9 protein-coding genes are annotated in these 15,671 nt (G+C 43.6%); 8 read left to right on the top strand and 1 reads right to left on the bottom strand.

Going from position 1 to position 15,671, the window contains the following annotated elements; translation table 11 throughout:
* Positions 1–274 precede the first annotated feature (274 nt).
* On the top strand, positions 275–739 hold the full coding sequence (locus DSL64_RS18005) for a TonB-dependent receptor (RefSeq protein ID WP_115832311.1): 465 nt from the start codon (positions 275–277) through the stop codon (positions 737–739).
* Between the two features lie 122 nt (positions 740–861).
* On the top strand, positions 862–2,001 hold the full coding sequence (locus DSL64_RS18000; RefSeq protein ID WP_199539433.1) for an ABC transporter ATP-binding protein: 1,140 nt from the start codon (positions 862–864) through the stop codon (positions 1,999–2,001).
* A 49-nt stretch (positions 2,002–2,050) separates the two neighbouring features.
* Here the strand turns inward: DSL64_RS18000 and DSL64_RS17995 are convergent, their stop codons facing one another.
* Positions 2,051–3,187 (bottom strand): TlpA disulfide reductase family protein, encoded by a 1,137-nt coding sequence (locus DSL64_RS17995; protein WP_158547943.1) that lies wholly within the window; start codon positions 3,185–3,187, stop codon positions 2,051–2,053.
* Between the two features lie 398 nt (positions 3,188–3,585).
* Here DSL64_RS17995 and DSL64_RS17990 point away from each other — a divergent pair, with 398 nt between their 5' ends.
* From DSL64_RS17990 to DSL64_RS17965, 6 genes are all read left to right on the top strand, one after another.
* The gene (locus DSL64_RS17990; protein ID WP_199539431.1) at positions 3,586–4,044 is read left to right on the top strand and encodes a RagB/SusD family nutrient uptake outer membrane protein; all 459 of its coding nucleotides are present in this window, start codon (positions 3,586–3,588) and stop codon (positions 4,042–4,044) included.
* A gap of 66 nt (positions 4,045–4,110) precedes the next feature.
* Positions 4,111–6,189 (top strand): glycoside hydrolase domain-containing protein, encoded by a 2,079-nt coding sequence (locus tag DSL64_RS17985; RefSeq protein ID WP_115832309.1) that lies wholly within the window; start codon positions 4,111–4,113, stop codon positions 6,187–6,189.
* 132 nt (positions 6,190–6,321) lie between these two features.
* Positions 6,322–7,368, top strand: a complete 1,047-nt coding sequence (locus DSL64_RS17980) for a succinylglutamate desuccinylase/aspartoacylase family protein (RefSeq protein WP_115832308.1) — start codon at positions 6,322–6,324, stop codon at positions 7,366–7,368.
* A 245-nt stretch (positions 7,369–7,613) separates the two neighbouring features.
* A complete protein-coding gene (locus DSL64_RS17975; RefSeq protein WP_115832307.1) occupies positions 7,614–8,021 on the top strand; it encodes a response regulator in 408 nt (135 codons plus the stop codon).
* 45 nt (positions 8,022–8,066) lie between these two features.
* On the top strand, positions 8,067–11,903 hold the full coding sequence (locus tag DSL64_RS17970; RefSeq protein WP_115832306.1) for a CheR family methyltransferase: 3,837 nt from the start codon (positions 8,067–8,069) through the stop codon (positions 11,901–11,903).
* Between the two features lie 561 nt (positions 11,904–12,464).
* Positions 12,465–15,656, top strand: coding sequence for a SusC/RagA family TonB-linked outer membrane protein (locus tag DSL64_RS17965; RefSeq protein WP_115832305.1), 3,192 nt, complete (start codon positions 12,465–12,467; stop codon positions 15,654–15,656).
* Positions 15,657–15,671: the final 15 nt, after the last annotated feature.

Here is a 15,671-nt window from a genome sequence, read left to right as displayed (position 1 = left end):
AGATCGTCGAAAAGATTTCTGAGTCAGCGGACAATGTAATTTCCTTGACGTGCTTTCCTTACATTAAAAATACGTCAATATAATTCTGATTTAGTATAATTCATGTCTCGCATGTGGGTTACAAGGCTTATACAGGTGAAGTGAAAATTGTTGGGGGGACAACCTGTTTTTTTACCGGTATGTCTGGTGAGTGATAGCAGAGAATTGTCGGAGGTAGTGGTGGCGGGTAAGACAGAAATGCGGCAGGTAAAGGAACTGGCTATCAAAAGTACGGTTGTATCTGCACGGTGAAGTATTCAATCAACCGGCAACCCTTACAGAACTGATGAATCGCTCGGCAGGAGTACGTATCCGCCAGGCGGGTGGCCTGGGTTCAGCACCCGACATTTCTGTGACTGGATTTCAGGGAAGGTCTATCCGTTATTTCAGGGACGGCATTCCGCTCGATTATCTGCGGGATGGCTACAATATTTCTTCCGTACCCGTGAATGCACTGGAAAGAGTCGAGATATGTAAGGGTGTGTTGCCTGTGTCACTGGGTACTGATGCGCTTGTTGGGGCGGTCAATCTGGTTACCCGTAAAACATATCAGCCTGAACTTAGCGTCGCTTATGAAATCGCTTCATTTAATACCCATCGGGTTTCCCTCAATGGTTTTTATACAGACAAAGGCAATAATGGATTGCCGGTGCAGATGCCTTCTACAATCATTCTGACAACGATTATTCTGCCGACCTGAAAGTAACTGATCCGATCACAAAAAATCAGCGCGTTCAGAAAGTAAGGTTATTTCACAATGCGTTTACAAGTTACTATGCTGAAGCATTTGCCGGGGTTGTAAACAGGCGTTGGGCAGATGAGTTGCGGTTTTCGCTGGCAGGTTTTGTATTGAACCGTCAGCAGCAGCATCCTGCACTCATGACCGATCCTTATGGTGCAGTCACTGGCCGACAGGCTTCAGTTGTACCGTCTGTCAGGTATAAAAAATCCTTCCTGGATAATAAATTTCAGATCGACCAATTTGCTGTCATCAATACGGTTACGATCAACCGTGTGGATATGCTGCGTGGTCAATATGATTGGTTCGGACAATTTACTTCGAATTCTACCCGCGTTGGTGAAAGCAGACATGCCGCACTTTCTGAGATGCATTTCAGAAATGTGATCTCCCGTACAAATTTCCTGTACAGGTTGAATGAGAACAATAAGCTGGAAGTCAATTATGTGTATACTTCATCCCGAAGAACGGGGAATGATCCTTACGGTAAAAAACGCATCATATCGGGTCTTTCGCTCGCTTCGTTGCATGCCGGTACTGTTACGGCTTTGGTAGGACCCAATGCAGCTGGTAAATCCACTTTACTGCGTGCCATGTCAGGCTTGCTTCCTGCAACCGGATCGATGTTGTTAGGCGAATCGGATCTGATGCAAATGGAGTTGAAAAAGCGGGCATCTCATCTCACTTTTATGCCTCAGAGTATTCCTCAGGATGTGAGTTTGTCGGTGATAGAGGCCGTTATCAGTGCTCTGAAAGCTTCTCCGTTGGATGGATTGAATGTGAAAAATTCGGAAGTATATGACATTGCTTTAAAAACGCTGAACCGGATCGGAATTGCTGATCTTGCTTTATCTCCATTAAATCAGCTTTCGGGCGGGCAAAGGCAAATGGCAAGTCTGGCGAGGTCGGTAGTGAGAGAACCAAAGGTGCTGCTGCTGGATGAACCAACAAGTGCGCTGGATCTCAAACATCAGGTGCAGGTGATGGAGCTTACAAGCGCTTTGGCAAGGGAAGGCAGAATTGTTGTTGTGGTTTTGCACGATCTGAACCTGGCCATGCGCTGGGCGGATCAGATTTTAGTGATGCAAAAAGGGCAGATAACTTCGTCCGGAGCTCCAGAAGAGGCCATTACTCCCCAAATTATCAAAGAAGTATATCACGTGAACGTCCGGGTAGAGCGCTGCTCACAAGGCCAGCCGCAGGTGATTATCGATGGGATGTGATTTTATGAGCTGTCATTCCCGGTCCCGGCAGGGAGATGACAGCTCATTTCTATTCCCCGATCAGTTCACGAAGTTTTTTATTGAGATCTTCCGCCCGTAAATCTCTCGCTACGATCTTGCCCGAAGGATCAATCAGAAAGTTGGCAGGAATAGCTCTGACACCGTAAATTTTAGCGGCTTTGTTTTCCCAGCCAAGCATATCTCCCGCCTGTGTCCAGGTTAATTCATCCTTTTCGATGGCTTTCAACCATGCATTGCGCTGGCTACCTCGATCAAGAGAGACACCAAAGATGGTGAAGTTTTTAGGGCTGTAGTGTTTATATGTGTTAACCAGATTTGGATTTTCTTCCCTGCAAGGTCCACACCAGCTTGCCCAGAAGTCAAGCAATACATATTTACCTTTGAAATCAGATAGTTTCACCGCAACCCCATCTGGTGACGGTTGAGTAAAGTCGGGAGCTAGGTTACCAATCCTGGTATTTTCAGGTGCTGAGAGTTGTTCGGGTATACCTTGTGCGAGCGGTGATTTTTTGAGTTGAGGGTCAAGTTTTTCAAAAACTGTTGCCGCTTGCTGGCTCAGCTCGGGATTGGGGGCAACATGTGACAGACTAATCACACTCAGATATGATTTGGGATTTTGCTCAGCAAACTTCAAATGAATGGTGTAGGATTCCAGCAATAGCTGATGCTCACGATCTAAAATTCTCTGGAAAATTACCTTATCTTTTTTTTGCTGCTCATCAAGTGCTTCAAATTCTTTTCTCAAAGCTGTAAATCGCTTTTCATTAGGCTCCAGCATTGTAAGTAGCTGTTTGTAAGCGGTATTCGCAGGAGACCCGGTAATGTTCATATTCTTAACTGAATCGGAACTAGTCATACTCATATGGGCTGCTTCCAGATAAAATCGCAGGTAATCCATTTGCTCTCCCTTTTTTAGCTGAGTGAAGTAAGGGTTTTTATGAAGGTATAAGGCTGCCATCACAGGATATTGTATGCTTCCTTTGAAACTGAATTTTCCTCTTTTTACAAATGCAGAGTCAGTAAGCTGCTTGTCTCCGGAATCATAAACAAGATAAAGTTTATCCTGTTCCTGAAGAGATGAAGCCCGGCCCTCTATATGATAGGCTTGCTGAGCGATTGTGCTGGTGGCAGACAAACTTAACAGGAACATAACGAGATTTTTCATGACTTTCATTTTTGGTCGATAAGTAACTTCCGGAAAATAAAGATGCCAGTCCACCGGATTTACCCGCCAGACCGGAAACGATGAATTCTTTGTATGTGGCAGAGATGTATTAGAATAATTTTATTGTTGCAATGAAGTGCATGTTATTAACTATTTGATATATATTATTTTAATGGTTTGTTTGCTAAAAACGAAAGAGATTTGTCAGGGAAAATCTTAATGTTAGGAGATTGCTAAATGTGCGCCTTTGTCCGCGTATTTGACTGGGTGCCAGTTACTTTTGTTTTTAAAAAGTAACTGGCACCCAGGCGGTTCTTAATGAATACTCCCCTTATTCAACTTATCTGATAAAAACCTATTTTCTGCGTATAACCAGAGATAGCGACCCACAGGCATTAATGCGTTGTTTGATCGATATTGGAAGATTCCATAAGTACAAAACAGGCCGCCTGAATGACCCGAACTACCGAGAAAACCAGTTTATGATCTACCGCCTTACTGAGATTTCTTTCAATAAAGCAGAAGCGCTGATGCGCAAAAATGGAAGTGTTACTACGCAGGAAGCTGTGGATCTGATCAATGCAAGTAAGAAACGTGCATTTGCAGCGGCAGACTGGGAGAAAATCAGGTATACAACCGCTACGCTGACGATGGACGAGTTTCTCGCTGAAAAGAGGAGGGAGTTTGTGTTCGAAGGCAAGCGGAGAACAGACATTATCCGTTTTGGAAGATTTAACAATGGTAGCTGGTGGGATCATCAGCGTACGATGGATCCGAACCGGGAAATTTATCCGATTCCGTCAACGCAGTTGGCAAACAACCCGAATCTGAAACAGAATCCGGGTTATGACCAGTAATTTTTGACATCTGTAGCGGCGGGGAGTTATCTTCGCCGCTACGTTTTTTTAACGAATCAGTATACCATGTATCATCTTCAAAAAAGTAAATTCCTTTATCCTTCGTTACTATCAACATTAATGCTGTTTCAAACAGCTGCAGACGGCTTTGGTCAGAGTGAAAAAGTGAATGTGTTTCTGGGATCATCCGGAGATCACGGACAAATGTCACCTGCTGCATCTTCGCCGTTTTCACAACTCAGTATATTGCCCCAAACTGACCCTGGTACGCATACCGGTTATGAAAAGCTGGCTAAAAATGTAATCGGTTTCAACCACAACAGGTTTGAAGGCGTAGGCTGCCAGGGAAGCGGAGGACTATTGCTTTTGAAACCTTTTCTGGGAAAAGAAGATGATGGTAAACCATTGCAAAAAACAAGTGATCAGGCAAGTCCGGGAGAGTATGCGATCAGTTTTACAAATGGTATTAAAACGAAAGTGGCAGTGCATGAAGATTATGGCGTTTCTGTTTTCGATTTTCCCAAAGGAGATAAAGGATTTACATTAGATTTATCTCATTCGTTTAATCGCGCATTTTTTGCTGAGCAACACCGCATTGAAGGTTCGGTATTGATTGGCTGGGTGCAGTCTAAGACCACTTGCCATGCAGGAACATACAAGATTTACTACGCCATGGAGCTGGGGGGCGGTTCGAAATGGGCCGATCAGAAAGAGCATTTCCTGACAGCTCTGCTTCCGGCATCTGCTACACAGACTACGGTACGTGTCGCTTTTTCCTCTCTTGATGAGGCATCTGCATTGAAAAGATTACAGGTGAATGCAAAACAGACTGAGGCGGATATATTCAAAAAATCGCAGTCAACATGGAATAATTTCCTGGGAACGGTGAAGGTAGAAGGTAATCCGCAGCGCGAAAACCTGTTTTATTCTTTGCTCTATCGCACACTACAATCACCTTACCGCATTGCGGAAGCCAACGGACAATATCGCGGAACTGACGGAAACGTACATCAGGCAGATGGCAACCACTACCATGGCTGGGCGATCTGGGATAATTACAAAACCCAGCTGCCGTTGTTATCCATACTGTATCCGAAACTGTATCAGGATATAATCCATTCGGTGAGTGATTTGTATCGGTATGGAAAATATGATTTCGCTGGTCCCAACGAACCTGCTAATTCCGTAAGGACAGAACATGCAGCTGTAGTATTGCTGGATGCAGCTAAGAAAGGTTATAAGGTCGACTTCAAAGGAATCAGGGATTCATTAATGGCTGATACAGCTCGTTTCGATTTTTCAAAACCGGATAAATATCTTGAAGCTGCGTTTGATATGTGGACAATGGCAAGGATCGCAGACGAAATCAAAGAAAGCGCATTGAGTAGACATTTTCTGGCGCGATCTGCTACTTATAAAAATGTTTGGGAGAGAGAGTTTAAGGATCTGACAAAACGGGATGTCGATCGCATGTCGGCGCGTAGCATGTACCAGGGTACAGTACGTCAGTATCGTTGGGCTGTTCCTTTTGATGTTGCCGGACTCGTTAGTCTTGCCGGCGGAAAGGCTGCTTTCACTTCGCAATTGGATGAGTTCTTTGATGAACATTATTTCAATCGTGCCAATGAACCTGACCTGCAATCTCCCACCTTGTATTATGCAAGTGAAAAACCCTGGAAGTATCAGCAACTGGTACATCAGTTGGCGGTGGATACAACTATCCAGTATTATTTCAATGACAATAGCCGTGGTATTGGCGCACATATCGACCGCCTTTATAAAAATGAGCCGAAGGCATTTGTGCGAACCATGGACGACGATGCAGGAGCGATGTCGGGCTGGTTCGTTATGACAGCCCTGGGAGTTCAACAGCCTTTGGTTGGAGACCCGGTTTATTATCTGAACGTACCGCTGTTTCCGAAAATCACCATCAAGCAGGAGAAAGGACAGTTGGAAATACAAGTGCCGGGTTTTTCAGATCAGAAACGTTACATCAAACGTGTTTTGCTGAATGGAAAAGACATTAACCGTTTGTGGCTGACTCACGATGAAATTATGGCAGGGGGCAAGCTGGTAATTGAGCCATCAGCAGAGCCAACCCGCTATGGAACAGATACAATAAAGATTTCAGATTTGAATAAATAGACGGTAATGGCATTTACAATAAGAAAGGGGCATGGCTGATTATCTGGCTATGCTTCTTTTGTTTAACATACCACTTCCGAACTCATCCGCTATTGGGTTTGTATTACTAAGCAGTAATATACGTTAAGTCCTATGTCCTACTTCAGATATTTCCTGTCCATTCTCTTCGTCATGATGCTCTCTAACGTTTTGGCCCAGCGGCATTTTGATAAAGGGAAATCGATGAAAGCAGGAACGGTTTCACAATTCCTGCTGAGCGTAAAAGATGGGAAGCATGAAGCTGGGTTGCCGGTGAAAGTCATCAAAGGGATTAATGAAGGTCCTGTTTTTACAATCGTTGCAGGTATTCATGGTTACGAATATCCTCCCATTATAGCTATGCAAAAGCTGATGAATGAGATCAAACCGGAACAACTTAGCGGAACGGTGGTGATTGTTCCGGTTGCTAACGTAGCCGGTTTTTATGGAAGATCCGTTTTTTATAATCCGGAAGATGGCAAGAATCTTAACAGGGTCTTTCCCGGTAGAGAGGATGGGAGTATTTCAGAGCGATTGGCAGATTTGATCACAAGAGAAATCATCACCGGTTCGGACGTATTTCTGGATATTCACGCCGGAGATGGGAATGAAGATCTGGCCGATTTTATTTGCTATTATGATCATAAAGAGACACCCGTGCAAACGGCATTAGCAAGAAAACTTTCAGACGAATCAGGTTTTAAATTGAAAGTAAGGTATCCGTTTAATCTCAAAGCAGACCAACCTTCGGAGTACGCATTCAAGCAAGCGACCCGGCAGGGTGTGGCGGCATTAAGTATTGAGGCCGGAAAACTTGGCAATGTGCAGCCCGAAGCAGTCGATATGATCAGGAATAGTGTGATGAATATGCTTGCATCCATGCACATGTATAAGCCTGAAAAACAGCTGAAACCCGAAAAATCAAATTGGCTAACAGGACAGACCTATATAAAGTCGATCGTGAAAGGTATTTTTTATAGTGACCTGAAAAGCGGAGCACTCGTAGCCGAGGGGCAGTCTCTTGGATATATCACAGATCTCTTTGGCAATAAACTAACAGAAGTAACAGCACCGGTCGCGGGTCTCATATTATATAAGATAGGTACTCCTCCGGTATTGGAGGAAGAAACGTTGTTCTGTATTGGCTATGAGAACAGGTAGGCAGGTTTGAACTGATTTTGAATATTTTATTAGTCAGTGATCTATGAAAGCAAGCTGGAATCTCTACCCCGAAATATTTGACTTTTGTAGTTAACTTATAGCAGCAGGGTTAGTAGTTTTAATGGCTACTTTGTAGATTTTATTTAGTACTGTAAACTGTGGCAAATCTGTCTACAGGCTGTTTTATAATGTGATTTACAAAATTATTTGTATTTTTGGGCGTACTCGTTTCTAAGCCGATATCCATGCCCCCGAAGTTTTCTCTGATGCTGGTTGATGATGATGCTGATGATCAGCTGATTTTCATGGAAGCATTGAAAAATATTGGGGTAGCTTTCTCAATTCAGACTGCCAGAGATGGTGTAGATGCACTTGATATTGTTAACTCCATTGGTTTCCAGCTTCCTGATATCGCATTCTTTGACCTGAATATGCCAAGGATGAATGGAAAAGAGTTACTTACTACCCTTCGTAATAATCCCAAATTTGAGCAGGTACCGATCATTATTTTCTCTACCTCATCACGCCCCGAAGATATCAATGATTGTATCAGGCTGGGTGCGAATGCTTATCTGACCAAACACGGTTCATTCAATTATCTGTGTAATGATCTTAAGGATGTGCTGAATAACCATCTGATCGAAGTCAAATAGATTAATAAACCAGCCGCTTACAGTAGGCTTAGATTGATTTGATCATTGAGAACTGACAAAGAAAATCTTGATAGGATATTGGCCGTTTTGTCTAAAAAAAGCGGTGTAGATCTCCTGAACTACAAGCACACCACACTACAACGCCGTATCAGCAGAAGGCTACATATCCTTAATCTGCAAAGCCTTGCCGACTATTACGACCTGCTGGTCTACAATGAGGCAGAGCAGCATCAGCTCTATAAAGAAATGCTGATTCACGTGAGCAGTTTTTTCAGGGATGAGAAAAGCTTTGACTTTTTATGTTCTGATGTTATTCCCAGTCTGCTGAAAGACAAACAGGCCGATGAAACTGTCCGTGTTTGGGTATGCGGTTGTTCTACCGGGGAGGAAGCTTATTCAATAGCAATATGTTTACACGAACATCATGAGTTGATCGGCAATTTGTCCAACATCAAGATATTTGCTTCAGATGTGTCAGAAAATGCGATTGCCAAAGCGAGGCAGGGGACATATTCGGAACAAACTGTGGCTAAGATGGCACAACCACGGCTGGAAAAGTATTTCACAAAGGTGAAGGACGGATATCGTATCAAATCCTTTATCAGAGATATGTGTGTATTTGCAGTTCAAAATGTGCTTGCAGACCCTCCATTTGCCAAAATTGATCTGCTGAGTTGCCGGAATGTACTGATTTACATGCAACCTGTACTTCAAAGAAAAGTGCTGGCAACATTTTCGTATGCGATCAAACCGGGAGGGTTTTTATTCCTTGGAAAATCGGAAACGAGTGGTTTGTCAGGACGGTTTGAAAGTATCAATAAAAGTGCGAACATCTTTGTGAACCGTACTCCGATCACCACACTTCATCATCAGTCGGAAGACACCAGAAAAAAGAATACTTTATCGAACCACTTTGGTTTAAGTAAGAATATGGACAAAAAGGATTTTCAGACCGCGGCAGACGACATGTTACTGCAAAAGTATGTGCCGGTAGGAGTGGTTATCAATGACTCTTTTGATATCGTGGATTTCAGAGGTAATACTGGTTTTTTTATAGAACCAAGTCCTGGTATTGCCAGTTTTAACGTACTGAAGATGGTAAGGAAAGGGCTTTACTATGATCTGAATGAAGCACTTAATAAGGTGAAAGCAGAACGTTCTCCGGTAAAAAGGGAGAATATCGCACTGGAGCATGAAGGAAGGTTACTAAGGATAACACTGGATGTGCTACCGCTGGCGGGAACGAAAGAAAAATTTTATCTTATACTTTTTCAAACAATCCAGAGTATGGCCACCGCGGCTGTGTCTGAGGATGGTATTAATGATGCGAGGGATTTGCGCATTCTGCAACTGGAGCAGGAACTGGTACAAAGCCGTGATCAGCTTCGGGCATTGAGTGAAGAACAGGAGGCTACAAATGAAGAGTTTCAGTCTGCGAATGAAGAATTGAAATCACTGAATGAGGAGCTTCAGACTTCGCAGGAAGAGGTGATATCAATTAACGAAGAGTTGCTGATTCGTAACAAAGAACTTTCCCATCTGAATGATCAGCTGACGCGAGCTAATGAGTACACAGAATCTATCAACAATACCATTACTGATGCGCTGGTAGTATTGGATCATAATCTGCGCGTCAGGTCCGCCAACACCTCTTTTTATGAGAAATTCGAGGTATTACCTGGTGAGGTTGAAGGGAAAGTACTCTACGAATTGGGTAACGGACAATGGGATATCATGGATTTGCGACGCCAATTGGAAGAGATTTTACCCAGAAAAAGATCATTCAATGAATTTATTGTTACACATGATTTCCCCTCGTTGGGAAAACGTGTGATGAAACTGAATGCACAGCAGATCAGATCCAGAGATAAAGGAGACTCTCTCATCCTTTTGGTTATTAACGATGTAACGGAGCTCACTGTAGCCAATGACAGAATTAAGGAAAAACAGGAGCAGATATATATTAATGAAGAGCGGCAACGGCTGGCGATAGACGCCACGCATTATGGTGTTTGGGATTACGAAATCAAGACCAATATTCTTTATTTGTCCAAAGAAACCCGTGACATTCTCGGACAGGAGAAGTTGTCGCTGCAAGGCTGGGAATCGTTGCTGGAAAGAGTAGTAGAAGATGATATTGATCGGATAAAGTCGGCAATTCGTGTAGCTGTAAAAGGAGGGCATGCAGGACTATTCGCGGAAGAGTATCGGATCAGAATTCCGGAAACGCAGACTGTCCGTTGGGTGAGCAATCATGGAAAGGCCATGTTTGATGAACATAATCAGATCAAAAGGCTGACAGGTGTTGTAGCGGATATTACTGAGCGGAAGACAGGTGAAGTAAGATTACAGGAGGCGATAGTAAGGTTGAATCTGGCTCTTCATGCCGGGCAGATTGGCTCCTGGGAACTGCGACTGGACGACCGGAAACTGGGAACGTCGAAGCAGTGTAAAGCCAATTACGGTTTGCCTGATGACGCTGAGCTAACCTACGATAGCCTACTTGAATTGGTATTACCCGACGATAAAAGTACCTTACGTGAGGCAATCGATGCTGCTGTAGCAACCAAAGGTCCCTTTCATGCTGAGTATAGGGTGAAATGGCCTGATGATTCGATTCACTGGATGGAAGCATCAGGATTGGCGCAGCTCGGCGATGATGGTGAAGTGATTAATCTGATAGGTGTTACTACAGATATTTCGGAGAGAAAAGAAGCGAGCGAAAAGCTCGAATATAGCGAGCATCATTTCAGAACGCTTGCCAACAGCTCACCAGTCATGGTCGGAATGTGCGATCTGACGGGTAATTTCTATTTCTTTAATAAACTCTGGCAAAAATTTATAGGAGCATCGGATACTGGAATGCGTGGTGCCAAATGGAGTAATTTCATGCACCCTGATGACCTGGAGTCGTTTATGGTCATGCAGGATGCAGCCGCAAAGAAAAATAGTCGTTTTCAGAAGGATATCAGGCTTAGAACCATGGGCAAGTACCGGTGGGTAAGCTGCATAGCAGAGCCGCGTTTCGGACTGGATAATAAATTTCTGGGATACACCATGGCCTGCACCGACATCCATGATCAGAAGACGCTGAATGAAGAGCTGGAAAGAAAGATTGAAGAAAGAACTGGTGCTTTAAAAGATCTCAATGACGATCTGCAGGACCGCAATCAGGAGCTGAAGCAGTTTGCCTACGTTACATCTCACGACTTGCAGGAGCCCTTGCGGAAAATTAAGGTTTTTGCAGGGATGTTGCTGGCCCGTGAGTCGAAGGAGAATATGTATCTGATGGAGTACCTGCAGAAAATTGAGTATTCCGCCAGCCGGATGATCGGATTGATCCATGACCTTTTGAATTATAGTAGTATTCAGGATCGTGTTACATCATTTACGCCGGTACAGCTATCTAAGATAATTCAGAACGTCATCGCTGACTTCGATTTGCTTATTCAGGAAAAGGAGGCAGTGATTTCGCTGGGTACGGTGCCGGTAATTGATGCCGTACCTTCTCAGATGAACCAGCTTTTTTATAATCTGGTAGGAAACGCTCTCAAATTTTCCCGGGATGGAGCCAGGCCGGAAATCTCAATTACCTCAGGTAATCTGACCCAGGAGGACATTGAACAGCATGAACTTGATCCTGCTCAGAATTACGTTAGGATTACAATCGCTGACAATGGAATAGGCTTTGATCCTGGCTTTGGTGACCGCATATTTGAAATTTTTCAGAGACTGCATGATCGGGAAACGTATACAGGCAATGGAATTGGGCTGGCACTTTGTAAACGCATTGTTACCAATCACGGCGGGCTAATTAAACCGTTCAGTGAAGAAGGAAAGGGATCAAGGTTTGAAGTAATATTGCCCGAAAAGCATATCTGATTTACATAGTATTACAATTTATGCCGTCTCAGATTTGCTGAGGCGGCTTTTTTATTGTCCGTGTTTTGATATGCAGTAAGGTGGTAATCTTCCGATTTTACTTGTTATGGTAAATATTTTCATAATTTAATTATATTTTTTAAGTGTACTGTTGACATATTATAAAATAATGTTAAATTTGTTCAATTGAGTTTTCCACTTGCAAGAGTAAGGCCATTTTTTGTTGCGCAGCAGAATCTGGAAATTTTGATCTGAAGGATTTTCATCTTAACACTCAACTCCATCCCTTAACTTATGACAACAATTTAACTTTTAACCATTTTTTTCGGAGAGGTAATGTCTGATCAATGACAGTTTCGGGTTTGTACCCGGCGGCTTTGATATGTTCAGGCGTACAAGATTTTTGTGTCTGTTTTTTTTGTCAAAACAAATGCAACGGATATGCTATGCCCGATTTTTAAAATCGGCGTCGGAAGGTGAAGGGTCCGGCTCAGGAAACTGATAGCATGAATTACAAATTTTTAATTACTCACATTAAAAATCACATAACTCCCAGGCTCCATGCTGAAAAAATTACTTTTAATTTCGAAGGTATCTGCCCTCAATGTTGCACTGTTAAGTGTTCATTGTCATGCAGATGCGTTTGCTAATGCCTCCGTTGCAAAGACGGGACGGTATAGCACTTCCCGACATATTGATAAAAAAATAACAGGGAAGGTTACAGATGAACAAGGTAGAGAACTGCCTGGTGTAAACGTGACCATCAAGGGCTCTACCCGGGGAACATCTACAGATGTGAATGGCGTATATACATTGGACGGTACCGGAGATAGTGATGTTTTGGTATTTTCATTTGTAGGATATCTGGCAAAGGAAATACCGGTAGGCGCAGCGTCAACAATCGATGCAAAACTTGATCCTGATACGAAGGCGCTGGAAGAAGTGGTGGTGGTTGGTTACGGTGTTCAGAAAAAAGTAACCGTGACAGGTTCTATAGCCAGTATTAAAGGAGATGCCATTGCACAGGTTCCTGCCCCCAATATTTCCCAATCGCTGGCAGGTCGGGTAGCGGGTGTAAGTATGCGTCCCAATGGTGGCCAGCCAGGAAAAGATGATCCGGATATTCACATTCGTGGTATTGTAACGACAGGAAATAACAAGCCGCTGGTAGTTGTTGACGGTGTTCGCCGGGATAATATCCGCCAGATTGATCCGGCAAGTATAGAAACAATTACTATTCTGAAAGATGCTGCGGCTGTTGCTCCATACGGAATCGGCGGTGCCAATGGTGTAATTCTGATTACCACAAAAAAGGGTAAAAGCGGTAAGGCACAGGTGCGTGTAAGTACATCTTACGGGTTTCAGAATCCCACTTATTTACCGGATGTACTGAATGCTAAGGATTATATGACTCTTCAGAATGAGGCCTATCTGCACCAGACTCCGGGAGGGACAAGTCTTCCTAATGACCCTGCTCTGGTGAGGGATTATGAGAGGCTGCATCAGGAAGATCCCTGGAAATATCCAAGCTCTAATTTCCTTGAAGTGTTTAACAAAAACCAGCCGATCCAGAACCATAACGTGGAGCTGAGCGGTGGAAATGAGAATGTTACTTATCATGCAGGTGTTGGCTATTTCGATCAGCAGGGGCTTTTTGATCCCGTTAGCTATCGTCGCTATAACTACAACATGAATCTTGAAATGGCCGTAACAAAGACGACCAAAGTAGGTATGTCTCTGTTTGGAAGTATTGAAAATACAAGAGATGTGGATGCAGATGAAAGTACGTCAGGACACTTGTTTCGCAGCTTTTACAAATTTCTGCCTACCCAGAGTCTGATCTATCCGGAAGGTGACAAATGGGGTGAGTCTTCTGCGAATACGCCTGTGGGTGTACTGCGCTCACCAGGTTATCGTCGTTCCAACGGGAATACTTTACTGGGAACACTTTCTATAGAACAACAACTGGCTAAGGGTTTAAGTGTGAAAGGGGTATTCAGCTATGACCCTTCCCGCACAGATCTGAAATTATGGCACGTACCGTTTGTGTATCACAAAATTGATCTTTCGCAAAAGCCATATACTTATACAGATGCGATTTCCCTTCAGGAAGGAGCTGGTAAGCCATTCAGATGGCTCGGACTTGAAAATTACAAACGGGTAAACTATACCTATCAGGGATACCTGAACTACAACCGTACTTTCGGAGATCACGCTTTTACTGGTTTGGCGGTAGTTGAAGTACGTAAAACACAGATTGATACGCTGACCACCCGCCGCAATAACTTCGCTATCGGTATTGATGAGCTGAGCTTTGGTAGCTCCGACAGGCTGGATTACGACAACTCAGGAACATCTGCCACGGGCTCTGAGCTGGGTTATGTATATCGTGTTGGTTATACCTACAAAGACAAGTATATTCTGGAAGCCGCTGGTCGTTATGACGGACACTACTATTTTGCACCTGGTAAAAGATGGGGCTACTTCCCTGCTTTCTCCGCAGCGTGGAGGCTTTCTGAAGAAAAATTCATGAAGAATTTCCGCTTCATAGACGAATTCAAACTGAGAGGTTCCTGGGGTAAGGCCGGAATGCTTGCCGGAGGACCGTTCCAGTATCAGTCGGGTTATGTATTGCGCGGTGGTGCCTATGCCTACGGAACGGGAACGCTTGTACAGGGATCAAGGGTACCTCGTGAAGCCAATAGTGCTATTACCTGGGAAATCTCTAAAAAAACCGATATAGGTTTTGATTTAAGTATGTGGAATTCGCTGGTTAATGTTGAGTTTGATTATTTCCATGAGAACAGAACAGGCATGTTGCTGGCACCTCAGGTGACACTTCCGGTAGAATACGGCCTTTCTCTTTCACAGGAGAATAAAGGCAGAATGAGCGCCAACGGGTTTGAATTGAACATCGGTACGCGTAAACGCATTTCGAAAGATCTTGATTTTGCGATTACAGGAAACGTGAGTTACTCGATCAACAAAATGCACGAGGTGTTCCAAACGGATGCAGAAGCGAAGAACCCGAACCGTACCAAAGTCGGTCGTCAGTTTGGTACTCCTTACGGATTCAAGTCACTGGGATTATTCAAAACATCGGATGACAAAAACGGTGATGGTATTGTAAATGCTGAAGATGGTTACAACGTGACACAGTTTGGCGCGCTGCACCCTGGAGATATCAAATATGCTGATTTGAGCGGTCCTGATGGTGTTCCTGATGGAATCATTAATGATCACGATCTTACGGTTATCGGTAATCCTGTATATCCTGCACTTACTTACGGTATCACACCAAGCGTAAACTGGAAAGGTTTCGATCTGACATTGTTCTTCCAGGGAACAGGAAAATCAAGTATTGGTGTGCGCCAGTTCCTGACAGTTCCTTTTGAAAACAACGGAAGTAACACAGGTTACGAATACTATAACAATCGCTGGACGCCGGAAAATCAGGATGCAAAATATCCACGTTCTACGCCTGCTCCTTATGCCAATAATACAAAGGATTCGGATTTCTGGTGGATGAATTCCAGCTATCTGCGCCTTAAAACGGCTAGTCTTGGGTACACAATTCCAAAATCGGTATTGGGTAAGCTGAAAATGAGTTCTGCGAGGATTTATGTAACGACTCAAAATCTGTTCACAATCAGTAAGATCAAACACGTCGATCCGGAAATGGGTTACACGGATCGTGAAACGGCTTATCCTGTTATGAAAGCCACAACATTTGGACTTGATCTGACTTTTTAACCCAAAAACTGAAAG

It is taken from the genome of Dyadobacter luteus (assembly GCF_003383615.1).
GTDB lineage: Bacteria > Bacteroidota > Bacteroidia > Cytophagales > Spirosomataceae > Dyadobacter > Dyadobacter luteus.
This window is presented reverse-complemented; position numbering and strand designations above follow the sequence as displayed.